Source organism: Nonomuraea ferruginea (assembly GCF_039540635.1).
GTDB classification, from domain to species: Bacteria; Actinomycetota; Actinomycetes; order Streptosporangiales; family Streptosporangiaceae; genus Nonomuraea; species Nonomuraea ferruginea.
In genome coordinates this window covers 141,791-164,561 of sequence record NZ_BAABFD010000021.1, presented here as the reverse complement: position 1 = coordinate 164,561, position 22,771 = coordinate 141,791, and the positions used below count along the sequence as shown (strand labels likewise).

The 22,771-nt window shown below is 72.9% G+C and carries 22 protein-coding genes; 11 read left to right on the top strand and 11 right to left on the bottom strand.

Features of this window, described 5'->3' with window-relative positions; all coding sequences use genetic code 11:
• Positions 1–62: 62 nt before the first annotated feature.
• Together ABD999_RS34355 and ABD999_RS34350 are read right to left on the bottom strand one after the other, a co-directional pair.
• Entirely contained in the window at positions 63–650 is a 588-nt protein-coding gene (locus tag ABD999_RS34355; RefSeq protein WP_486348713.1) for an Rv1352/Rv1906c domain-containing protein, read from the bottom strand.
• Between the two features lie 24 nt (positions 651–674).
• Positions 675–1,103 carry a CBS domain-containing protein gene (locus ABD999_RS34350; RefSeq protein ID WP_148032566.1) on the bottom strand — a complete coding sequence of 143 codons (429 nt, stop codon included), beginning with the start codon at positions 1,101–1,103 and terminating at the stop codon, positions 675–677.
• Between the two features lie 123 nt (positions 1,104–1,226).
• On the opposite strand from ABD999_RS34350, the gene ABD999_RS34345 reads away from it, so the two are divergent.
• Complete coding sequence (locus ABD999_RS34345) at positions 1,227–2,621, top strand: aminopeptidase P family protein (protein ID WP_148032567.1); 1,395 nt, start codon at positions 1,227–1,229, stop codon at positions 2,619–2,621.
• A gap of 93 nt (positions 2,622–2,714) precedes the next feature.
• Entirely contained in the window at positions 2,715–4,244 is a 1,530-nt protein-coding gene (locus ABD999_RS34340) for an alpha/beta fold hydrolase (RefSeq protein WP_271278148.1), read from the top strand.
• On the opposite strand, the gene ABD999_RS34335 is transcribed toward ABD999_RS34340, so the two are convergent.
• The gene (locus ABD999_RS34335) at positions 4,225–5,628 is read right to left on the bottom strand and encodes an FAD-binding oxidoreductase (protein ID WP_271278147.1); all 1,404 of its coding nucleotides are present in this window, start codon (positions 5,626–5,628) and stop codon (positions 4,225–4,227) included. The genes ABD999_RS34340 and ABD999_RS34335 overlap by 20 nt on opposite strands.
• 110 nt (positions 5,629–5,738) lie before the next feature.
• Here ABD999_RS34335 and ABD999_RS34330 point away from each other — a divergent pair, with 110 nt between their 5' ends.
• The 7 genes from ABD999_RS34330 to ABD999_RS34300 all read left to right on the top strand — a co-directional run bounded on the left by ABD999_RS34330 (position 5,739) and on the right by ABD999_RS34300 (position 12,922).
• Complete coding sequence (locus ABD999_RS34330) at positions 5,739–6,338, top strand: 4'-phosphopantetheinyl transferase family protein (RefSeq protein ID WP_271278146.1); 600 nt, start codon at positions 5,739–5,741, stop codon at positions 6,336–6,338.
• 70 nt (positions 6,339–6,408) lie between these two features.
• Positions 6,409–6,867: a MarR family winged helix-turn-helix transcriptional regulator gene (locus ABD999_RS34325; RefSeq protein WP_148032570.1), complete on the top strand. Its 459-nt coding sequence runs from the start codon at positions 6,409–6,411 to the stop codon at positions 6,865–6,867.
• A 59-nt stretch (positions 6,868–6,926) separates the two neighbouring features.
• The gene (locus tag ABD999_RS34320) at positions 6,927–7,577 is read left to right on the top strand and encodes an LppX_LprAFG lipoprotein (RefSeq protein WP_271278145.1); all 651 of its coding nucleotides are present in this window, start codon (positions 6,927–6,929) and stop codon (positions 7,575–7,577) included.
• The gene (locus tag ABD999_RS34315; RefSeq protein ID WP_271278144.1) at positions 7,574–9,103 is read left to right on the top strand and encodes an MFS transporter; all 1,530 of its coding nucleotides are present in this window, start codon (positions 7,574–7,576) and stop codon (positions 9,101–9,103) included. Before ABD999_RS34320 ends, ABD999_RS34315 begins: the two co-directional genes overlap by 4 nt.
• A gap of 67 nt (positions 9,104–9,170) precedes the next feature.
• Entirely contained in the window at positions 9,171–10,259 is a 1,089-nt protein-coding gene (locus ABD999_RS34310; RefSeq protein WP_271278143.1) for a GNAT family N-acetyltransferase, read from the top strand.
• Between the two features lie 79 nt (positions 10,260–10,338).
• Positions 10,339–11,607, top strand: coding sequence for a DegT/DnrJ/EryC1/StrS family aminotransferase (locus tag ABD999_RS34305; protein ID WP_271278142.1), 1,269 nt, complete (start codon positions 10,339–10,341; stop codon positions 11,605–11,607).
• Positions 11,597–12,922 carry a lipopolysaccharide biosynthesis protein gene (locus ABD999_RS34300; protein ID WP_148032574.1) on the top strand — a complete coding sequence of 442 codons (1,326 nt, stop codon included), beginning with the start codon at positions 11,597–11,599 and terminating at the stop codon, positions 12,920–12,922. Before ABD999_RS34305 ends, ABD999_RS34300 begins: the two co-directional genes overlap by 11 nt.
• 37 nt (positions 12,923–12,959) lie before the next feature.
• Here the strand turns inward: ABD999_RS34300 and aspS are convergent, their stop codons facing one another.
• From aspS to ABD999_RS34275, 5 genes are all read right to left on the bottom strand, one after another.
• Positions 12,960–14,222: an aspartate--tRNA(Asn) ligase gene (aspS, locus tag ABD999_RS34295; protein WP_271278141.1), complete on the bottom strand. Its 1,263-nt coding sequence runs from the start codon at positions 14,220–14,222 to the stop codon at positions 12,960–12,962.
• A gap of 261 nt (positions 14,223–14,483) precedes the next feature.
• Positions 14,484–15,878 (bottom strand): ribosome biogenesis GTPase Der, encoded by a 1,395-nt coding sequence (gene der / locus ABD999_RS34290; RefSeq protein ID WP_148032576.1) that lies wholly within the window; start codon positions 15,876–15,878, stop codon positions 14,484–14,486.
• A gap of 30 nt (positions 15,879–15,908) precedes the next feature.
• On the bottom strand, positions 15,909–16,565 hold the full coding sequence (gene cmk, locus ABD999_RS34285) for a (d)CMP kinase (RefSeq protein WP_271278140.1): 657 nt from the start codon (positions 16,563–16,565) through the stop codon (positions 15,909–15,911).
• A gap of 70 nt (positions 16,566–16,635) precedes the next feature.
• A complete protein-coding gene (locus ABD999_RS34280) occupies positions 16,636–17,997 on the bottom strand; it encodes a carotenoid oxygenase family protein (RefSeq protein ID WP_271278139.1) in 1,362 nt (453 codons plus the stop codon).
• A complete protein-coding gene (locus tag ABD999_RS34275) occupies positions 17,994–18,620 on the bottom strand; it encodes a TetR/AcrR family transcriptional regulator (RefSeq protein WP_271278138.1) in 627 nt (208 codons plus the stop codon). Before ABD999_RS34275 ends, ABD999_RS34280 begins: the two co-directional genes overlap by 4 nt.
• A gap of 105 nt (positions 18,621–18,725) precedes the next feature.
• Between ABD999_RS34275 and ABD999_RS34270 the strand changes: the two genes are divergently transcribed.
• Both ABD999_RS34270 and ABD999_RS34265 read left to right on the top strand, forming a co-directional pair.
• A complete protein-coding gene (locus ABD999_RS34270; RefSeq protein WP_271278137.1) occupies positions 18,726–19,598 on the top strand; it encodes a glycosyltransferase family 2 protein in 873 nt (290 codons plus the stop codon).
• Positions 19,595–19,789 carry a DUF2795 domain-containing protein gene (locus ABD999_RS34265; protein WP_148032579.1) on the top strand — a complete coding sequence of 65 codons (195 nt, stop codon included), beginning with the start codon at positions 19,595–19,597 and terminating at the stop codon, positions 19,787–19,789. The genes ABD999_RS34270 and ABD999_RS34265 overlap by 4 nt, the downstream gene beginning before the upstream one ends.
• A 45-nt stretch (positions 19,790–19,834) precedes the next feature.
• Here ABD999_RS34265 and ABD999_RS34260 read toward each other — a convergent pair whose 3' ends face one another.
• From ABD999_RS34260 to ABD999_RS34250, 3 genes are all read right to left on the bottom strand, one after another.
• Positions 19,835–20,917: a prephenate dehydrogenase gene (locus ABD999_RS34260; protein WP_219550940.1), complete on the bottom strand. Its 1,083-nt coding sequence runs from the start codon at positions 20,915–20,917 to the stop codon at positions 19,835–19,837.
• Positions 20,918–20,957: 40 nt separating this feature from the next.
• Complete coding sequence (aroH, locus tag ABD999_RS34255) at positions 20,958–21,317, bottom strand: chorismate mutase (protein WP_148032581.1); 360 nt, start codon at positions 21,315–21,317, stop codon at positions 20,958–20,960.
• A gap of 69 nt (positions 21,318–21,386) precedes the next feature.
• On the bottom strand, positions 21,387–22,271 hold the full coding sequence (locus ABD999_RS34250) for a pseudouridine synthase (protein WP_308249218.1): 885 nt from the start codon (positions 22,269–22,271) through the stop codon (positions 21,387–21,389).
• Between the last annotated feature and the right edge of the window lie 500 nt (positions 22,272–22,771).

Here is a 22,771-nt window from a genome sequence, read left to right as displayed (position 1 = left end):
GGCTGAGCGCATCCTCCTACGCGGGTGTCACCTCCGCAAACAGGCACCGCTGCGGCGGTCCGTCAGGCCCTGGTCCATTCGGCGCAGCCGGCCGTCTGGAAGCTCTTGTCGGTGGCGGCGATGGTGACGGTGGCCGGGCCTGAGGGCATGCCGGCGTCGATGACGTCCCCGATGTCGCCGGTGGTGCTGTTCATGCGGGCCCAGTAGCACGGGCCCGTGCCGCCCGCGGGGCCGGTGGTGCGGTAGGTGCCGGGCTGGATGTCGACGCCGACGACGAGGGTGCGCATCGACGCGAGCGGATCGCCGGGGTTCGACGCGACGGGGTCGTCCGGGGCGCCGGCGGACGGGTCCGGGGTGACGGGTGCCGACGCGGACGGGTCGGCGGCCGGAGGCGACGCGGCAGGATCGGACGCGGCAGGATCGGACGGGGCGGCGTCGGACGGGACTGGGTCGGTGGGCTGCGTGTCGGGGTCGAGCTCTCCCTCGACCGTCACGGTGACCCGGGGAGCGGGGGCTGCCGCCAGCTCTCCTGACCCGAGCCCGGTGAGGAAGCCGATCAGGAAGCCCAGCACCCCGGTCAGCCCGGCGACGAGCAGGATGATCGTCGGGCTGCTCGACGCGCGCGGGTAGTCAGGCGGGGGGCGGTACATCACCTGGACAGCGTCCCACCCGCGTCAGCGGTGGAGGTAGTCCACCAGTGAGGCCTTCTCCGTCTCCAGCTCCTCGATGGTGTTCTTGACCACGTCGCCGATGCTGACGATGCCGGCCAGGCGGCCGTCCTCGACCACCGGCATGTGCCGCACCCGGTGGGTGGTCATGGTCTTGCGCAGCTCGTCGACCCGGTCGCCCGGGGCGACGGTGCGCACCTCGGCGGTCATGATCGACGAGACCGGCTCGCCGAGGATGCCCGCGCCGCGATCGTGCAGCCGGCGCACCACGTCGCGCTCGGAGACGATCCCGTCGATGGTGACGCCGTCGGCGGACACGACGACGGCGCCGATGTTGTGCTCGGCCAGCCGGGCCAGCAACTCACGGACGGTCGCGTCGGGCGCCACCGTCGTCACGTCGCTTCCCTTGCCGTGCAAGATCGTGCTGATCAGCATCCGTACCACCTCGGCTAGGAGTTACCCCGTCGTGGTTACAGGCAAGCAAGGGGGTGGGAGGCCGTCAAGGACTCCCGTAAGCTGACCGTACTTGCCATATGAAATACCACTGTTGGAGCCGCTGTGACCGAGCCTCTCAACACCGGGAGCCACGACCTGCCGATCTCCGAGGAGCTGGCCGCGTTCATGCGGACGGGCTGGGCGGACACGCGGCGGACCGGCGTGCGCGCGCTGCCCGTCGCCCCGTGGGCGGCCAAGCGGCGGGCGGCCCTGGCGAGCCGGTTCCCCGGGGAACGGCTGGTCGTGCCGTCGGGCACGCTCAAGGTGCGCAGCAACGACAGCGACTACCGGTTCCGCCCGCACAGCGCCTTCTCGTACCTGACGGGCGCGGGCGAGCCCGGTGACGTGCTCGTGATCGAGCCGTCCGGTGAGGCGACCCTCTACACCCGGCCGCGCTCCCCTCGCGAGGAGGGCCAGGAGTTCTACCGGGACCGCCGTTACGGCGAGTTCTGGGTGGGCCGCAGGCCCGACCTGGCGGAGGCGGCGGAGCTCTATCAGATCGACTGCGCGCACCCTCGCGAGCTGGATCTGAAGGGACCCGCGCGGGTGCTGCGCGGCGTGGACCCGGCGGTGGACGAGGCGGTGGAGCCCGGCGGCGGCGACGCCGAGCTGGAGAGCTTCCTGGCGGAGGCGCGGCTGGTCAAGGACGAGTGGGAGATCGGCGAGCTGCAGGCCGCGGTGGACGCGACCGTGCGCGGCTTCGAGGACGTGGTGCGGGCACTCCCGCAGGCGCTCGGCCACCCGCGCGGCGAACGCTACCTGGAGGGCGTGTTCGGGCTGCGCTCGCGGCTGGAGGGCAACGCGGTCGGCTACGAGAGCATCGTGGCCTCCGGCGCGCACGCGTGCGTGCTCCACTGGATCCGCAACGACGGCCGTCTCGACCCGGGCGACATGCTGCTGCTGGACGCCGGCGTGGAGACCGACACCCTCTACACCGCCGACGTCACCCGCACGCTGCCGCTCTCGGGCCGGTTCGGGCCGGTGCAGCGGCAGGTGTACGAGCTGGTCTACGAGGCGCAGTCGGCCGCGATCGCGGCGCTGCGGCCGGGCGTCCGGTTCCGCGAGTTCCACCTGACGGCCATGCGCGTCATCTGCGAGGGCCTGCACGAGTGGGGCCTGCTGAAGGACTCCCCCGACGCGCTCATGGAGACCGGGCTCTACCGCCGTTACACGCTCTGCAGCAGCGGCCACATGCTGGGCCTGGACGTGCACGACTGCGCCAGGGCGCGGGCGGAGACGTATCTGGACGGCGTGCTGGAGGAGGGCCAGGTGCTGACCGTGGAGCCCGGCCTCTACCTCCAGCCGGACGACCTCACCCTGCCGGAGGAGTTCCGCGGGCTGGGCGTCCGCATCGAGGACGACCTGGTCATCACGGCCGACGGGGCGCGGCTGATGTCGGCGGCGCTCCCCCGCCACCCTGACGAGGTGGAGAGCTGGATGTCGGTCCTGCTCGGCTGATACCTGAGGACGACGCGAAGACCGTACTCAGGATCGATGGCGCCGCCGGCGGGCCCGTCCGACGATCGGGTCCCACCGACGATTGGACGCGTCATGCGAAGATCTGTCCTGATCCTCAGCCTCGTCATCGCCGCGGTCCTCCCCCTCGTGCCCGTCTTACCGGCCGGCGCCTCGGGCGGGATCGCGTGGACCCCCTGTCCCGAAGCGCCGGAGGTCGAGTGCGGCACGCTCGCCGTGCCCGTCGACTGGGACGACCCCGGCGGGCCGACGCTGGACCTGGCGCTGGCCCGCCGCAAGGCCAGCGATCCGGGTGCCCGCATCGGCTCGCTGGTGATCAACCCGGGCGGTCCCGGCGGCTCAGGGGTGGACGCCGTGATCACGAACCGGATCGCCTTCACCGCCGAGCTGACCAGCAGGTTCGACGTGGTCAGCTACGACCCGCGCGGGGTGCGCCGCAGCCACCCCGTCCGGTGCTCGCTGGAACTGGCCCTGCGGGCGCCCGACCCGCTCACCGCCGGCAGCCGGGCGGGCTTCGAGGCGCTCCTGGCCCACAACGAGCGCTACCGGCAGGACTGCCGGGCCCGCACCGGGCCGCTCTTCGACCACGTCGACACCGGCAGCGTCGTGCGGGACCTCGACGCGCTGCGCGCCGCGCTCGGCGACCGGAAGCTCACCGCCTACGGCCTCTCGTACGGGACGCTGATCACCCAGCTCTACGCCGAGCGCTACCCGCGCCGGGTGCGGGCGCTGGCGCTGGACAGCAACATGGACCACAGCCTGCGCACCCGCGCCTTCCTCGACACCGAGTCGCGGGCGGCGCAGGACTCCTTCGACGAGTTCGTCTCCTGGTGCGGCCGGACGGAGTCCTGCGCGCTGCACGGCAGGGACGTGCGGGCCGTCTGGGCGGAGCTGCTGGAGCGCGCCGGGCGGGGCGAGCTGACCTTCCCCGGCGAGCCGGGCGTGCCGCTCTCCAGGACGACGCTGATCAGGCAGGCGTTCGGCGCGTTCTACGGGCCGGACTACTCCGGGCTGGCCCGGTTCCTGGTGGCGCTGGAGACCGGCGGGCCCGCCGAGCGGCTCCTGGCCGCGGCCCCGCAGGAGGAGACGGTCAACGACGCGTCGCGGGTCTTCTGTCTCGACTATCTGCTGCCGGTGCGCGACCATCGCGAGTACACCGCCCACCTGCGCCGGTCGGCGGAGATCGCGCCGGACATGCTGGTCAGCCCGCTCGCGTACGGCATGCTGGCGGCCTGCGCCGGCACGCGGGCGCCGATCCCGAACCCGCAGCACCGGCTGCGCGTCGACGGCACGCCGCCGCTGCTGCTCGCCAACGCCCTGCACGACCCGGCCACCGCCTACGCGTGGGCCACCGCCGCCGCGCGGCAGATCGGGCGCGAGGCCCGGCTGCTCACCTACGAGGGCTGGGGGCACGGCGTGTACGGCATGGGCGACTGCGCGACGGCGGTCTTCGACCGCTACCTGGTCGATCTGGAGATCCCGGCCGAGGGCGCCCGCTGCCCGGCGGTGCCGCCGTCGGAGGGCACGGCCACCCTGCGCGACGCGCCGCCGGACACTCCGTTCCCCGGCACCCCGGGCTATCTCCTCAGCCGGTGGCGGGCCTGATGTTCTGGTTGAGTCGGAAGACGTTGTCGGGGTCGTACTCGGCCTTGATCGCGGCCAGCCGGGCGTACTTCTCCTCGCCGTAGGAAGCCCGCACGCGGTCCTCGTCCTGGTCGGTGAGGAAGTTCACGTACGCGCCGGTGCCCCGGGAGTACGGGAGCAGCGCCGACCAGGCGTCGCGGGCCCACGTCCTCTCCTGTTCCAAGGCGTCCGCCGTGGGTGTGAGCGCCATGACGGACAGCGTGTAGTGCGGCTCGCGGCTGCCGCCGAAGGCGGTGGCGTCGTCCGGGATCGCGCTGAAGGCGCCGTCGAGGCGGAACGCCGGTACGAACGACATCGGCGACCCCTTGAGCGCCGCCTGCTCGCAGAGCGTGGCGATCGCGCCCGTCCCGAGCGACGGCAGGTCGAGCGCCTTCTCGTAGGCGGGCGTTCCCCAGGGCACGGTGTCGTCCAGCAGCGACTGGAGCTGCGGGTACGACATCGGCGCGGCGAACGAGAACAGCGGCGGCAGCGCCCGCGTGATCGGCTCCAGCACCGAGGCATGATGCCGGGGCGAGCCGAACCCGGCCACGATGAGCGCGTGCCCCTGCCGCAGGCGGTGCTCCTCGGGGACGAACGGGGCGGGCGGCGCGCTCATCCCGAAGGCGATCAGCACGCCGACGTGTTCCGGCAGGCTCCGCACGGCCTGGTCGATCGTCTCGATCGCCTCGGGGCCCCGCTCCGCCTCCCAGAACAGGATCCCCACCTGCACCTCGGGCCCGACCGGGTGCAGCCGGAAGGCGAAGGAGGTGACGACGCCGAAGTTGCCGCCGCCGCCTCGCAGCGCCCAGAACAGGTCGGGGTGCTCGCGGGCGGAGGCGTGCACCTGCTGCCCGTCGGCGAGCACGACGTCGGCCGACTCCAGGTTGTCCACGGTCAGTCCGTGGTCGTGGCTCAGCCAGCCGAAGCCGCCGCCGAGCGTCAGCCCGCCGACGCCGGTGTGGCTGATCGTGCCGCCGGGCGTGGCCAGCCCGTACACGTGGGTGGCCGCGTCGAGATCGGCCCAGGTCGCGCCGCCGCCGCAGGACGCCCACCGGCTGGCGGCGTCGACCTCGATCTGCCGCAGCGCGCTGAGGTCGAGCATGACTCCGCCGTCGGTCACGGCCAGGCCGCCGAAGCCGTGGCCGCCGCCGCGCACGGAGATCTCCAGGTCCTCCTGCCGGGCGTAGGCGATAGCCGCCTCAGCGTCGTCGGGCCCGCCGCACCGGACGATCACGCCGGGGTGGCGGTCGACGGCGCCGTTCCAGATCTTCCGCATGCTCTCGTAGCCGTCGTCCTTCGGGGAGACCACACGCCCGGCGCATCTCTCGCGCAGTCCTTCGAGCCCGCTTCTGATGAGCTGAACCATGTCGCACTCCCAGGGCGCGCTATAGGCGAACCTCAATTAATCGTAGGTTTCGCCGGATTTGTGGTTGGTTGGCGGATGGGCAAATCCGGGTCACGGTGTACGTTGCGGACATGGCGCTGGTGATGGGCGGTCGGCCTGACGAGGTGGACGCCCCGGTGACGTTGCTGACCTCCGCCGAACGGGAGCGGGCCGCGCGGTTCCGGCACGAGGCCGACCGCCACGCCTTCGTCGCCGCCCACCTGCTGGTCCGCCTCTGCGCGGCCGAGCTCCTCGGCGTCGCCCCGCACCGGCTCACGCTGGCCCAGGTCTGCCACGTGCACGGCCCTGGCCACGGCAGGCCGTACCTGGAGGAGGCCCCGGCGGTGGGCGTCAGCCTGAGCCACACGCGCGGTTACGTGTGCGCGGCCGCCGGTCACGGCCGCGTCGGCGTCGACGCCGAGCGGGTGCCGCCCGGCCCGCTCGACCGCATGCTCGCCGGGATGGCGCTCACGCCCCGCGAGCGGAAGGATGCCGGCGGCAACGAGGACCTGATCCGGGTGTGGGCGCGCAAGGAAGCGCTGATCAAGCGGGGCGAGCTGACCCTCGACGAGCTGTCCGCCCGCGACGGCGACTGGGCGGGCCGGCATCTGCTGGAGTGGCGGGCGGAGCCGGACATCCTGGTGGCCGCCATCACCGACACCCCTGCCAGGAGAGCCGCCATCCCCGGTTAACCTTGATACGAGTCCCACAGGCGGCGCCACCGTCGTGGCCGGCCGCCGGACGTGTCCCGGATAGGAGATCATGAGCGCGCCTCGCTGGCTTTCCCCCGCTGAGCAGCGTGCCTGGCGAACCCACCTGGCGCTGCACAAGCTCCTCATGCACCGCCTGGACCGGGAGCTGCAGGAACACGCGCTGTCGCTGAACGACTACGAGATCCTGGTCAACCTCTCGGAGAGCCCTGGCCGGCGGATGCGCATGAGCGATCTGGCCGACGCGACGATCCAGTCCCGCAGCCGCCTCTCCCACCAGATCTCCCGGATGGAGGCCAAGGGGCTGGTCGTCCGCGAGGACTGCCGCGACGACCGGCGCGGCACCTTCGCGGTGCTGACCGACGAGGGCTGGGACACCATCCAGCGGGTGGCGCCCGTCCACGTCTCCGGCGTCCGCGAACACTTCGTCGACCGGCTGACCGACGACCAGCTCGGCGAGCTGGAGGGGGCCTTCGCGCCGATCGTGGAGCATCTGAAGAAGCTGCGCTGACACCCAACCGATACCGGCGGCGCGCGCGGCGCGCGCCACCGCTCGCTACGATCCGCTTCATGCTGAGAAAGCTGCTCCTCGTCCTCCTCGTCGCGGGCCTCACGGCCTGCTCGTCCGGCGGTGGCGAGGAGCTGCCCGCGGGGCCCGACCTGATGAAGAAGGCCGCGGCGGCCATGCGGTCGGTGAAGTCGGCGGCGTTCTCGATCGCCACGGACGGCAAGCCGAACGTCCCGGTCAAGAAGGCCGACGGCCGGCTGACGGCGCAGGGCGACGCCGACGGCACCATCACCCTGGAGGTGTTCGGCAGCCTCCAGGAGATCACGTTCGCGCTGATCGGCGACACCGTCCACTTCAAGGGCCCGACCGGCGGCTTCCAGAAGCTCACCCGGCGGGAGCTGGCCCAGCTGTACGATCCCTCGCTGATCCTCGACCCCGCCAAGGGCATCGCCCAGCTGCTCGAATCCGCCTCCGACCCGCTGGTCCAGGCGGAGGAGGGCGGCGCCTACCGGGTGGCGACCGGGTTCTCCGAGCAGACGCTCGGCACGCTCGTGCCGGGGGTCACCCAGCCCGTCAACGGCACGGTCTGGGTCGACAAGGCCACCAGCAGGCTCACCAAGGTCGAGCTGCCGCTGCAGGGCGGCAGCGTGAGCGTGACGCTGGCCGACTACGACGCGCCGGTGACGATCACGCCGCCCCCGTCGGCCGGATGAGGCGCGCGCGCCGGGTCGCGCTCGGCGTCGGCGGCGCGGTGGTGCTGCTGGCCGCGCTCGACGCGTACGTCGTGGTGACCGTCCTCATCGACATCGCCACCGACCTCGGCATCCCGCTGAACCGGCTGGAGCGGGCCACACCCGTGGTGACGGGCTTCCTGCTCGGCTACGTGGCGGCGATGCCGCTGCTCGGGCAGCTGTCCGACCGCTACGGCAGACGGCCGCTGATCCACGCCTGCCTGGCGGCGTTCGCGGCCGGCTCGGTGCTGACGGCGCTGGCGTCGTCCGAGATCATGGTGGTGTCGGGCCGGACCGTCCAGGGGATCGCCGGAGGGGCGCTGCTGCCCATCACCATGGCGCTCATCGGCGACCTGTGGGGCGAGCGCGAGCGGCCGGTGGCGCTGGGAGCGGTCGGCGCGGCCCAGGAGCTCGGCAGCGCGCTCGGGCCCGTGTACGGCGGGGTGCTGGCGCTGATCCCGAGCTTCGCGGTGCTCGGGGTGGAGCTGGGCGACTGGCACGCCATCTTCTGGATCAACCTCCCCCTGGCGCTCGCCGCCGCCCTCGCCGTCCAGTGGGGCATCCCCGCCGGGAGCGGCGCGGGCGTGCCGCCGGAGGCTCCCGTGAAGGTGCGGGTGGACTGGGTCGGGGGCGGGTTACTCGCGCTGGCGCTGGGGCTGCTGGTGGTGGGGTTGTACAACCCGGACCCGGCCGCGGCCGTGCTGCCCGCCTGGGGCCCGCCGTTGATCGGGGCGGGCACGCTGGTGGGGGCGGCGTTCGTCTGGTGGGAGATCCGCTCGCCCGTACGGTTGCTCGATCTCACGGGCGTGCCCAAGGGCCCGCTGCTGTCCACCCTGGGCGTGAGCTTCCTGACCGGGGCGGCGCTGCTGGTGACGATGGTGTTCGTGCAGTTCACCGCCCAGACGCTGCTCGGCCTGGAGGCGCTGGAGGCGGCGCTGGTGCTGGGCCGGTTCCTGATCGCGCTGCCGGTGGGGGCGCTGCTGGGCGGGCTGCTGACGCGGCGGTCCGGCGGCCGCGTGGTCACCGCGGCGGGCCTGCTGGTGGCCGCCGCCGGCTACGGGCTGATGAGCCGATGGCCGCTGGAGCTGGCGGACGCCCGGCTGATGATGGACGCCACGCTGGTGGTGGCGGGCCTGGGCGTGGGCCTGGTGATCGCGCCGGTGTCGGCGGCGGCGCTGCGGGTGACCCGGCCGGCGCAGCACGGCGTGGCGTCGGCGGCGGTCGTGGTGGCCAGGATGATGGGCATGCTGATCGGCATCGCCGCCGTCTCGGCCTGGGGTTTCTACCGCTTCCAGTCGCTGACCGCGCACCTCGACACGCCGGTGCCGTTCGGCGTCGAACCCGCCGAGTACGCCCGGCGGCTCGCCGAGTACACGGCCCAGGTGCGGGGCGCGCTGCACGTCGAGTACACCGAGATGTTCCTCGTGACGGCGTTCATCTGCCTGCTCGGCGCGGCGCTGGCGTGGTTCATGCCGCGTCGCTCCACAACACGCTCAACGCTCGTATAACTCCCACTCCTGGAGCATCGACCGGGACTACGCTGTTCCTCCTCACATCGAGAAGCAGGGGGCGAGCGTGTATGAGATCGGTGTTCTGCGTCCGCGCGAACTGGGGACGTCGGAGATCGACGCCTGGCGGGAGATGCAACGGGAGCAGCCGCATCTGGACAACCCGTTCCTGAGCCCTGATTTCGCCCTGGTGATGGGCGAGGTCAGCGACCGGGTCCGGGTCGCGGTGATCCGCGACGGTGACGGCATCGCCGGATTCCTCCCGTACGAGGAACGTTCCGGCGTCGGGGCTGCCGTCGGCGCGTGGGTGTCGCTGTGCCAGGGGGTGGTGCACCGGCCTGGCGCCGTGTTCGAGGCGGGCAGGCTGCTGCGGGCGTGCGGGCTGCACGTGTGGGAGTTCGGCTGCCTGGTGCGGGACCAGCCGTGGTTCGCCCCGTACGTGACTCTGACGCAGGACGCGGTCGTGCTCGATCTGACCGAGGGCTACCAGGCCTATTTGAAAGGGCTGCGCGAACGGTCGCCGAAGTTCCTCAAGACGACCCAGTACAAGGAGCGCAAGCTCGGCCGCGACGCGGGCGAGGTGACGTCCACGTTCGCGGTGAGCCCCGGCGAGGTCGAGCAGTTCCGGCTGCTGCGCACGTGGAAGTCGGGGCAGTACGCGCGCAGCGGCCGCGCCGACCGGTTCGCCCGGCCGTGGGTGGTGGAGCTGGTGGAGCGGCTGCACGCCATCGACTCCAAGGACTTCGGCGGCGTGCTGTCGATGCTGTACGCGGACGGCACGCCGGTCGCCGGCCACTTCGGGCTGCGCAGCCGCTCGACGCTGGTCGGCTGGTTCCCCGCGTACGATCCGGAGTTCGCCAAATACTCCCCCGGGCTGATCCAGCATCTGCGGATGGCCGAGGCGGCGGCGGAGGCCGGGCTGGACGCGATCGACCTGAGCGTGGGCGCCGGCTACGAGTACAAGGACGCGCTCGCCAGCAGGACCGTTCCGGTGGCCGAGGGCGTGGTGCGGCGGCGGACGGCGCGGGCGGGCCTCCACTGGGCGCGCACCGAGCCGGTGCGGCTGGCCCGCCGGGCCGTCCTCGGCACGCCCGCGCTGTACCGGCTGGCCGACCGGGTGCTGAAGAGCTACGGCAAGCGCCGGGTGACCTCGTGAGGTCCCCCGGCCGGCTCCGGCGAGCGCGGGGTCGCGTCGTGGAGGCCGGCCGGACCCGCGACCCGCGCCGGACGGCGTCATGAGGACGACCGAGCTGGAGGCCCGGATGGGCGAGCGGCTCGGGCAGGGCTGCCTGCACGTGCCGTCGGCCCGGTTCGGGCTGCTGCTGGCGCTGCGCCACTGGTTCCGGCCCGGCGACCGGGTGCTGATCGCGCCGACGAACTGCGAGACCGTGCTCTTCGTCGCGCTGGCCGCGGGGCTGACGCCGGTGATGGCGCCGGTCTCGGCCCGTGACGGCAACATCGACGTCGACCGGGTCGACTGGTCCGGGCTGGCGGGCGTGCTCACCACGCATCTTTACGGGGTGCCGGACCGGGTGGCCCGGCTGCGCGCCGCGTGCGACCGGCACGGGCTGGTGCTGGTGGACGACGCCGCGCACGCCTTCCAGACGGAGGCCGACGGCCGGCCGGCCGGGCTGTGGGGCGAGGCCGGGGTGTTCAGCCTGGCCAAGCACGGGCGGGCGATGTCCGGCGGTTTCCTGACGGCCGCCGATCCGGCCGCGCTGCGGGAGCTGGCCGCGGCCCGCGAGGAGCTGCTGCTGCCCGGCCCGGCGCGGGCCCAGGTGTCGGCCGTGCTGCGGCCGCTGCTGCGGGAGGCGGTCTACCGGACCGGGCTGGTGCGGCCGGTGTGGCACACGCTCAAGCGGCTCGGCCTCATGACGTGGACCGGCCATCGCTACCCGACCACCGCCGGCGAGGTGGCCAAGGCGGCGGGCGACCTGGACGCGATGGACCCGTGGCTCCGCATCGACCTGGACGACTGGCGGATGCGCCCCGGCCGCGCCCTGCTGCGCCTGCACCGTTCCCGGATCCGCGCCATCGGGCGCGAGCGGGAGCGCAGGCTGGCCGGGGTCGCGGCGCTGCGCGCCACCCCGTGGGCCGCGCCGGGGGTGACGGACGCGCCGGTGCGGCCGCTGCTGCGGGTCCCGCTGCTCGTGGCCGACCGCGACCGGGTGGTGGCCGCGCTGGAGTCGCACGGCGTGGTGCCGGGCTTCGTGTACGACCCGCCCCTCGACGACTACCTGACCACGATCCTGCCCGCCGACCCGCTCGATGCCCACCCCTCGATTCCCCCCGCCGACCCGCTCGACGGCGACCGCCCGATCCCCACCGCCGACCGGCTCGATGCCGACCGGCTGTTCCCCACCGGTCCCACGCCCGGTGTCGCGCGCTGGTGGACGGGGCACGTGCTGCCCGCCGACCCGCTCGACGCCGGTCGCCTGATCCCGTTGCTGGAGCGGCTGGGTGTCCAGCCGCCGCTGGAAGGACCGCCTCCTGATGACGAGTGACACAGGGGCGGTCCCGCGCCGGACCGGGCTGGTCGCCCGGCTCCGCACCGACCTGCGCGACCCGCTCTTCCTTCAGGGCTACGCCCTCATGGTCAACACCGCGGTCACGGCGCTGCTCGGGCTGGGCTACTGGTTCCTGGCCGTGCGGCTGTACGACCCGGCCGCGTTCGGCCAGGGCCAGCTCATGATCACAGCGATGCGGCTGTTCTCCTCGCTCGTCGGGCTGGCGTTCGTGGGGGTGATGGCCCGGTTCATCCCGGTGTCGGGGCGCGGCACGGGCGGGCTGGTGCTGCGCGGCTACGGGGTGGCCGGCATCACGGCGGTGCTGGCGGCGCTCGGGTTCCTGCTGACGCTGCCGTTGTGGGGGCCCGCCTACGGGGAGCTGGCCGGGTTCGTGCCCGCGGTGGTGTTCCTGGCGTCGGTGCTGGTGTGGACGATCTTCACCTTGCAGGACGTGGTGCTCGCCGGGCTTCGGCAGGCCGTCTGGGTGCCGGTCAACAGCACGGTGTTCGGGCTGGCCAAGATGGTGCTGCTGGTCGTGCTGGCCGGGGCCCTGCCGGTGGGCGGGCTGTACGGCGGGATCTTCGTCTCGTGGATGGTGCCCACGGCGCTCGCCCTCATCCCTGTCACCTTGCTGATCTTCAAGGTGGCGGTGCCCCGGCACGTGGCCCGCACGGGCGCGAACGCCACCCCGCCGCGGCTGCGGGAGATCGGCCGGTTCGTGGCCGGCGACTTCTCCGGCACCCTGTCCACGCTGCTCGTGCTCTACCTGGTGCCGGTCATGGTGGGCGCCTGGCTCAACGACGCCGAGCTGTTCGGCTACTTCTCCATCGCCCACACGCTCGGCTGCATGATGGGGCTGCTGGCGGCCAACATGGCGGTCTCGCTGACCGTCGAGGGCTCTCTCGACGCCGGGCGGCTGGCGCGGAGCACCCGCGACGCGCTGCGCCGCACCTTCCTGATCGTCGGGCCGGTGGTGGCCGTCGTGGTGGCCGGGGCGCCGCTGATCCTGCGGGTGTTCGGGCCCGAGCTGGCCGAGGCCGGCACGCCGCTGCTGCGGCTGATGGCCGTCGGGGTGCTGCCGATGGCGCTGGTGGAGATCCGGCTCGGCACGCTGCGGGCCCGCAGCGAGGCCAGGAAGCTGGCCACCGTGCAGATCGGCATGACGCTGCTGGTGTTCGCCACCGTGATCGCGCTGTTCCCGGTGGCGGGCGTCACCGGCGTCGGCTACGCCCTGCTGATCAGCCAGACGGTGACCGGGCTGTGCGTGCTGCCCGGCCTGCGCAAGGTGCTGGCGCTCCCCCGTACCGGCTGACCCGCCGTCCGGGGAGCCCGGACGGCGGGCCGGGCTGCTACGGCGTGAGGCGGTGCAGGTCGCGCGGGAACGCGGTGACCTGGCGGATGTTCGCCGCGCCCGTCAGGCGCGCCGTCCACCGCTCCAGCCCGATGGCGAACCCGCCGTGCGGGGGCATCCCGTACGCGAACGTCCGCAGATATCCCTCGTACGGCTCCGCGCTCTCACCGCGGGCGGCCAGCGCGTCCAGGTAGTCCTGATGGCGGTGCAGCCGCTGCCCGCCGGTCACCAGCTCCAGCCCGCGGAAGAGCAGGTCGAAGCCGTTGGAGTAGCCGGGCCTGCCGGGGTCGGGATGGGTGTAGAAGGGCCGTTTGGCCATCGGGTAGCCGGTGACGAACAGGAACTCCGAGCCGTGCTCCTTCAGCGCCCACTCCGACAGCCACCGCTCCTGGGCGGGTGAGAGGTCGGGCTCGTCCTCGCCCGTCATCCGCTGCGCCTCGGTGAAGTGGATCGCCGGGATCTCGTCGGGCACCCCCGGCAGCTCGGCGCCGAGCAGGTCCACGGCCGGGGCGGCGCGCTCGCGTACCGACTCCAGCATGCCCGCCACGGCCTCGCGCAGCACCGCCATCACGTCCCGGTGGTCGCGGACGAAGCCCAGCTCGGCGTCGAGGCTGGTGTACTGGGCCAGGTGGCGTACGGTGTCGTGCGGCTCGGCCCGGAAGACCGGCCCCACCTCGTACACCCGCTCGAACACGCCCACCATCGCCTGCTTGTAGAACTGCGGCGACTGGGCGAGGTAGGCGGGCCGGCCGAAGTAGTCGATGCCGAAGACGTTCGCGCCGGACTCGGTGGCCGACGCGACGATCTTCGGGGTGTGCACCTCGGTGAACCCGAGCCGGTCCAGCGCGGCGCGGAACCCCGCCACGCTCGCGGCCGAGATCTCCAGCGGCGCCCGCAGCGCCGGATGGCGCAGGGCGGCGGGCGCGTGGTCGAGCACCGTCGGCAGCGTCGCCGCCACCACGGGCCTGAACAGGTCGAACGGCGGAGGCTCGACCGGCCGTGACAGCAGCTCGATCTCCGGCTCGGTCAGCTCGGCGCCGCCCGGCGCCTGCGGGTTGACGGTCACCCTGCCGGTGACCTGGACGACGCTCTCCTCGGCGGGCAGGTCGCCCGCGGTGACCGCCTGGGCCAGCCCTGAGCGGTCCCTGACGACGAGGAAGGACACGGATTTCAGCAGCCGGCGGCGATGGACCCAACCGGCGATCGTCACTCGTTGCCCGGCGTGCTCGGCGAGCTCGGCGGACAGGACACGAGAGATCATGACAGCTCCTGGTGAAGAAGGTGTATGACCCCTTGGGAGTGCGGGGGAGAAGGGAGCTCCCGGTGCCACCGCACTTTCGCCGCCCGGGAACGGGCGGCCTCTCGGACCCTGTGACGGGGGTCAGGCCGGCGGGGCATTTCCTCCCCGCACTCAGGAGTGTCTTCACCGGGGGCGCGGGACCGCCTTCACAGCACCGGCGGCTCTCTCGGCCCGCGTGGACCCCGGCTACTCGTCTCCGTCGACGCGTTGCCGACGATGGTATCAGCGATCCCTTTTCTGGCGCTTCTCCCTGATCTTCATCGTGACCTCGATCGGCGAGCCGGCGAAGCCGAACTCCTCGCGCAGCCGCCGCTCGATGAAGCGCCGGTAGGTGTCTTCCAGCCAGCCGGAGGTGAACAGCACGAACTTGGGCGGCTCGATCGACGCCTGGGTGGCGAACAGGATCTTCGGCTGCTTGCCGCCGCGCACCGGGGGCGGCGTCTGCTGCACCAGCTCGGTCAGGAACGCGTTCAGCCGGGACGTCGGCACCCGGGTCGCCCAGGACTCCAGCGCCCGCTCCAGGGCCGGCACCAGCCGGTCGACGTGGCGGCCGGTCTTGGCGGAGATGTTGACCCGCAGCGCCCACGGGGTGCGGACGAGCTGCCTGTCGATCTCCTTCTCCAGGTAGTAGCGGCGGTCCTCGTCGACGAGGTCCCACTTGTTGAACGCGACCACCATGGCCCGGCCGGACTCGATCACCAGGCCGATGATGCGCAGGTCCTGCTCGGTGAGGGGCTCGCTGGCGTCGATGAGCACGACCGCCACCTCCGAGCGCTCCAGCGCGGAGCGGGTGCGCATGGCGGCGTAGAAGTCGGCGCCCTGCAGCTCGCGGTCGCGCCGCCGGATGCCGGCCGTGTCGACGAACCGCCAGGTGCGGCCGCCCAGCTCGATCAGCTCGTCGACGGGGTCGCGGGTGGTGCCGGCCATCGGGTCGACCAGCACCCGCTCCTCCCCCGCCAGCTTGTTGAGCAGGGAGGACTTGCCGACGTTGGGCTTGCCGAGCAGCGCCACCCGGTAAGGGCCGCGCTCGTCGGCGAAGCGCTCGCGCGGGGTCTCGGGCAGCGCGTCGAGCACCACGTCGAGCAGGTCGCCGCTGGCGCGGCCGTGCAGCGCGGAGACGGGGTAGGGCTCGCCGAGGCCGAGCGACCACAGCGCGGCGGCCTCCAGCTCGACCTGCTGGTTGTCGACCTTGTTGGCGGCCAGGATCACCGGCTTGCCCGACTGGCGCAGCACGGAGCCGACGATCTCGTCGGCGTCGGTGGCGCCCACGGTCGCGTCGACCACGAACACGATCACGTCGGCCAGCTCGGTCGCGACCTGCGCCTGCTCGGCGATGCGCAGGCCCATGCCGGTGGCGTCAGGGTCCCACCCGCCGGTGTCGACCACGGTGAAGCGGCGGCCGCGCCAGTTGGCCTCGTAGGTCACCCGGTCGCGGGTCACCCCCGGCACGTCCTCCACGACCGCCTCCCGGCGGCCGATGATGCGGTTGACCAGCGTGGACTTGCCGACGTTCGGCCGCCCGACGATGGCCACGACCGGCAGCGGCGTGCTATCGCCGACGTCGCCGGAAACCTCGAGATCGTCGAGCTCAGCCTCGACCCAATCCCCCGTAGACATGGTGTCTCATCCTTATGAGTCCCGCACCGCTCAGGTGCGCTCCTTGACCAGTCTCAACACCTCCGCGATCACCTCGTCGAGGTTGAGCGCGGTGGTGTCGAGCTCGACGGCGCCATCCGCCATCGAGAGTGGATCCGTCTTGCGTGTCGAGTCGAGGGTGTCGCGCCTGGCCAGGGCCGCCTGCTGCGCCTCCGCCGTGGTGCCGGCCAGCTCCGCCGACCGGCGCCGGGCGCGGGCCTCGGGGCTGGCCGTCAGGTAGATCTTGACGGGGGCGTCGGGGGCGACGACGGTGCCGATGTCGCGGCCCTCGACCACGATGTCGCCGGCGCCGATGATCTCCCGCTGGAGGGCGACGAGCCTGGCCCGCACCTCGGGCACCGCCGCCACGGCGGAGACCGCCGAGGTGACCTCGTCCTCCCGGATCGGCCCCGCCACGTCGACGGCGCCGACGTGGATGGCAGGGCTGTCGGGGTCGGTGCCGGAGACGATCTCGGGCTCGCCGCAGCGGGCCGCGATCGTGGCGGAGTCGGCGAGGTCGACGCCCTGCCGGAGGATCCACCAGGTCATCGCCCGGTATTGCGCTCCGGTGTCCAGGTAGCGCAGACCCAGCGCGCGGGCCACCCCGCGCGACGCGCTCGACTTGCCCGACCCCGAAGGGCCGTCCATGGCGACGACCAGACCGGCCACGGCTCTCCCTCTTCACGTGTGCTGACCCAACCTCACGAGGTTACCGTCTCGCGCCACCGCGACGAGCCGGTCAGTCGGCGACCCAGCTCCCGTGGAAGCCCAGCGGAACCCTGACCGGCAGGTGGACGGTGGCCACCGGGTCGCCGGTGAAATCCTGCGCCGGCAGGATCACCAGGTCGGCCGCGCCTCTGTCCGGGTTGTTGACGAAGGTGAGCACGTACCCGTCGTCCTCCGCTTCGCCCGACGGCACGAACACCGGCTCGCCCACGTACGCGCCGCGCCCGAACTGGCGGGCCTGCTGCGTGCCCGCCGCCAGGTCGTGCTTGATCAGCGTGTTGTCGAACGCCTCGTCGGGCAGGTCCTCCAGCTCGGTGTCGTCGGGATAGACCACGTCGATCAGGTCGCGGGCGGCCGCGGTGTAGCCGTAGCGGTAGGGCCTGCCGGTCAGCCGCTCGTCCATGCGCGGGAACTCCTGCGCCCTGTCGTCCAGCCGCGTCTCGGTGAAGGTGCCGGCGACCGGGTCGACACGCCAGCGGTCGAGCGTCGGCGTGCCGCCCAGGTCGAGCCGGGCGTCGACGAACCGCTGCGGGTAACGCACCAGGTCGACCACCACCTGGTCGCCGTCGTCGTAGGCGTTGAGCGTGTGGAAGACCCAGCACGGCGGCACCTCCACCCAGCTCACCTCGCCGGTCGCCCGTGACAGCAGGCCGACCCTGGAGGCGTGGCCGGGGTTCCACGCGTACGGCAGCGAGGCGCCCTGCTCGGCGTGGGCCATGCTGAAGGTGACCGGCAGGTCGTAGATGACCACGTACTTCTCGGTGAGCGCGAAGTCGTGCAGCATGGGCGCGTCGGCGATCGGGATGTCCCTGGTCCGCACGACCGTGCCCTTGTCGTCGAGCACGATGTGCTGGTGGTGGTCCCAGCCGAAGAAGTACGCCATGGCGTGCAGCTCGCCGGTGGCGGGGTCGAGGTGGGTGTGGGCGGCGAACCCGCCGGGCAGGCCGCCGTCGAAGTCGCACGGGCCGATGGTGTCGAGCTCGTAGCTCATCTCGTACGGGAGCGCCCCGGCCTCGACGGTGGCCAGGGTGCGCCCGGCGATGCCGAGCACGTGGGTGTTGGGGGCGAAGTCCATGCCCTCGTGGGTGAGCGTGGAGCGCGGCTCCTCGCCGAGCCGCCGGGCCACGGCGGCGTTGCGCACCCACCGGTTGCGGTACCACTCGGCGCGGCCGTCGCGCAGCCGCACGCCGTGGATCATGCCTTCGCCGAGGAACAGGTGGGAGGCGGACGGGTCGTCCAGGCTCAGCGGGTTGGGGCCGTTGCGCAGGTAGCGGCCGTTCAGCTCGGCCGGGATCCGGCCGGTCACCTCCAGGTCGTAGGCGGTGATCTCCTCGGTGACGGGGGCGAAGCCGTCGCGGTACGGGTGGGACGTCATGGGGTGGTCCTCTCGTCTGGAACGAGGAAGGGATGCAGCACCGAGGTCCACAGCAGCCGGTAGCGGTGCCCGGCCTCGGCCCGGTCGAAGAAGCCGGAGAGCTCCAGGCTCACCGCGCCGTGCATGGCCATCCAGAGCACGTCGGCGATCTCCGCGGCGTCGCCGCCGCGCAGCCGCCCCTCGTCGAGGCAGCGCCGCACGCCGCCCACGAGCAGGCGGAACGTCCGCCGGGCGGCATCCCTGGCCGCCTCGTCGGGGATGTAGCCGGACAGGGCGCCCTGAAACATCAGCCGGTAGTACTCCGGCTCCTCCAGCGCGTACTCCCGGTAGGCGGCGACGCCGGCCCGCAGCCGCTCCAGCGGGTCGTCGTCGTGGGGCACCTCCAGCAGCCGCCGCTCGAACCGGGCGAAACCCTCCACCCAGAGCGCCCGGCAGAGCCCGTCCTTGCCGCCGAACAGCGTGTAGATGACCTTGGTGGAACAGCCGGCCTCGCCGGCGATGCGCCGCACGGTCAGCGCCGCGGGCCCCTCGCCGATCAGCAGGCTCTTGGCGGCGTCGAGTATCACTGCCCGCACGACGCCCTGCCCCTCCTGCTGGGCCTGCTGGTACGCGGTCACGCTCATGTTCGGTAACGCCGTTTCTTCTCGGTAACGCTGTTACCGCCTTTCTATCCCGGCTTCCCCGGACCGTCAAGGCATGAGCGGACTCCCCCAGGAGAGAAGCCGTGCGTGAGAGCTGACAGCAAGGTGACGGTGGTGGTGGTGACCCGCGACCGCCTGCGCACGCTGCAGCGCTCGCTCCCCCGCCACCGCGGCCCGGTGATCCTGGTGGACAACGGCTCCACCGACGGCACCGCCGGGTTCGTCCGCCGCCACCACCCGCACGTCCAGGTCGTGGAGAACGGCCGCAACCTCGGCGCGCCCGCCCGCAACGTGGGCGTGCGGCTGGCGCGGACCCCGTACGTGGCCTTCGCCGACGACGACTCGTGGTGGGCGCCCGGGGCGCTGGAGCGCGCGGCCGGGCTCTTCGACGCCCACCCGCGCCTGGCCGTGCTCGGCGCGCGCGTGCTGGTGGGGCCCGAGGAGCGGCTCGACCCGGTCAGCGAGGAGATGCGCCGCTCGCCGCTGGGGGTCGCCGCCGACCTGCCCGGCCCGAGCGTGCTCGGTTTCCTGGCGTGCGGCGCGATGGTGCGCAGGGACGCCTTCCTGGAGGCCGGCGGCTTCGACGACGTGGTGTTCTTCTTCGGCGAGGAGGAGCGGCTGGCGCTGGACCTGGCCGCGCGCGGCTGGGGTCTCGCCTACGCCGACGACGTGGTGGCGCACCACCACCCGTCGCCGCCCCGCGACCCTGCGGCCCGGCAGGCCCTGGCGGCGCGCAACGCGCTGCTGACGGCCGTGCTGCGCCGTCCGTGGCCGGTGGTGGCCCGGCGGTCGCTGGACGCCCTGCGCCAAGGCAGGGCGGGCCGGCGCGGCCTGCTCGACGCCCTCCCCCGGCTGCGCCGCGCCCTGGCCCGGCGCGAGGCACTGCCGCCCGAGGTCGAACGAGCACGAAAAGCGCTTGATCGTTACAATCTGTTACTTTTGGGTAGCAATGGGTTATGACTACAGCACCGAACCCGATCCAGCTGCAGAAGCACCTCAAGGGTGTCGACTACCCGGCCTCCAAGGCCGACCTGCTGGAGGCCGCCCGCAAACACGGCGCCGACCAGGACACGATGCGCGCCCTGGAAGCCATGCCCGACCGCGAGTACGACGGCCCCAACGCCGTCAGCCAAGCGATCACCCGGCGCTGAACCACCAAGGGTCCCGGCACCACGCCGGGACCCTTCACCATGCCGCTACGGCACCTGCCAGCCGCGCTCGCGCAGGGCCTGGCTCAGCGAGCCGGCCGCGTCGGGCTGCACCGACAGCTCGGCCACGCCCAGGGGCAGGCCGGGAGCGTGCTCCAGGCGGACGTCCTCGACGTTGACCCCGACCTCGTCGCACACCTGGAACAGCCGCGCCAGCTGGCCCGGACTGTCACCGATGACGACCTGGACGACCGCGTACGCGGAAGCCGGGCCGCCGTGCTTGCCCGGGATCCGCCCGTGGCCCACGACCCCGCGCTTGAGCAACTGGGTCAGCTCGCCGGACGCGGTGCCGTCGCCCCCGGACAGCGCCCGCAGCGCCGACGCCGCCTCCGCCAGGTCGCGGGAGACCGCCTCCAGCACCTCGGCGACCGGGGCCGAGTTGCCGGACAGGATGCCCAGCCACAGGCCGGGATCACCACCGGCGATCCTCGTCACGTCGCGCACCCCCTGACCGGCCAGGCCGAGCGCCACATCGGAGGCGTCGGCCAAGCGAGCCGCCACCGCCGAGGCCGCGACGTGCGGGGCGTGCGAGACCACCGCGACCGCCCGGTCGTGCTCGGCCGCGTCGACCTCGACCGCGTTCGCGCCGCACAGCTCGATCAGCCGCAGCACCGCCGCCGTCGCCTCCGCGGACGCCTCGGGCGTGGGACAGAACGCCCACGGCCGCCCCAGGAACAGGTCGGCCCTGGCCGCGCCCGGCCCGGACCGCTCACGGCCCGCCAGCGGGTGCGAGGCCACGTACGCCGACAGGTCACAGCCCAGCTCGCGCGCCCGGTCGATCGGCTCCGCCTTGACGCTGGCCACGTCGGTGAAGAACCGCGCCGCGCCGCCCTCCTGCAGCCGCCGCAGCTCGGTGGCGACGTAACCGGGCGGCACCGCGATCACCGCCAGGTCGGCGCTCTCGCCCGGCCGCCACTCCTCACCGGCGCCGAGCTCGCGCGCGAGCCGCACTGCCCCCTGGTCTCGGTCGGCGAGCAGCACGCGCACCTCGTGCTTGCGCAGCGCGAGCGCCAGCGAGGTGCCGATGAGACCGGTGCCCACAACCAGCACGGTGCGGAGTTCGGAGGCCATGTCGTTGTCCTGATTTCGGTACGGGAGTCGTACGGGCAGATTATTGGGCGATGTCCTGACGGAGCGCGACGGCGCCGCGCAGATACACATGCTGGATCGCCGAGCGGGGCCGGTCGGTCTCGACGTGCGCCATGAGCCGCACCACCCTGGGCAGCGCACCCGGCACACCGATCTCGGTGCAGCAGATCAGCGGCACCTCGTGGAACCCCAGCTTGCGCGCCGCCAGCGCCGGGAACTCCGCCGTCAGGTCGGGAGTGGCGGTGAACAGCACACTGATCACGTCGTCCGTGGTGAGCTCGTTGCGCTCCATGACCTGGGCGACCAGCTCGGTCGTCCCCTCGATGATCGAGTTACGGTCGTCGGCGTCCACCTGGATCGCGCCGCGGATCGCCCGCACCATGCGCTTCGCTCCTTCTATAGCGGGAGAGCCCGTGCGGAGATTCGCACGGGCTCCAGCGTCGTGGCCAGGTTACAGCTTCACCGCGGCGTACAATTCGCCGACCTCACGCAGCGTCAGCGCCCTGAGCGTGCCGGGCTTGGTGCGGCCCAGCTTCACCGGGCCGAACTCGATGCGGGCCAGGTCGATGACCCGGTGGCCGGACTCCTCCAGCATGCGTCGTACGACGTGCTTGCGTCCCTCGTGCAGCACCACCTCGACCAGCGCCTGCTGGCCGTGCTCCTGCACGATCTGGAAGTCGTCGGCCTTGGCGATGCCGTCCTCCAGCTCGATGCCCTGCTTGAGCCGGCGGCCCAGGTCGCGCGGGATCGGGCCGGGCACCTTGGCCCAGTACTTCTTCGGCACCCCGTAGCTCGGGTGGGTGAGCCGGTTGGCCAGCTCGCCGTCATTGGTGAGCAGCAGCAGGCCCTCGGTCTCGGTGTCGAGCCTGCCCACGTGGAACAGCCGCGGAGCCAGCTCCTCCACGAAGTCGGCCAGGCACGGCCGGCCCTGCGGGTCCTCCATGGTCGACACCACGCCGATCGGCTTGTTCAGCGCGTAGTAGACCAGGTCGGGCGCGGTCGGGATACGCCTGCCGTCGACGTGGATGACCTGCTTGGCCGGGTCGACCTTGGCGCCGAACCTGCGCACCACCTGGCCGTCCACGGTGACGCGGCCGTCGCCGATCATCTCCTCGCAGGCCCTGCGGCTGGCGACCCCGGCCTGGGCGAGCACCTTCTGCAGGCGCACCCCGCCCGGGACCTCGGTGGTGTCGCGCTCGTCGGTGTAGCCCTCGGGGTAGAAGTCGCGGTCGCGGACGGGCTGGCGTGCGGTCTTGAACCGGTCCTTGGGCGTGGCCCGGTCTCCGGCGCCGCGCCGCGAGTCGCCCAGCGTGTGGACGCCGTCGCGCTTGGACACCCGCCCGCTGCGGGCGCCTTCGTCCCGCCGGGGCGTGCGGCCCGCGCCGCCGCGGTCTCCTTCGTCGCGCCTGCCGTAACGGGCCCGCGACGAACCCTGGGGGCCTTCCCTGCGCCCGCTCCGGTCCACCCGGAACCCGCCGCGCTCCTCCGCACGGCCGCCGCCGAAGGACTCGTACTCGATGTCCTCGCCGGAGAGACCGAGGTCGTCCCGCGCGGGCCGCTCGGAACGGCCGCCGTCATGCCCGTACCTGGCCCGCGTACCGCCGTCCCTGCCGGCGCGCAGCGAGTCACGTCCGTCGCCCCGGTCCCGACCGTACCGGTCCTCCCCACGCGAGCTTCCGCGCGCGTCATCACGCCGGTAGGACCCACGCGCGTCATCACGACGGAAGGACCCGCCGGAGGACCCACGCGCGTCGTCACGCCGGAACGAACCGCCTGAAGACCCACGCGCATCATCACGCCGGAATCCGCCACGGTCGTCCCGCGAACCCCGACGGT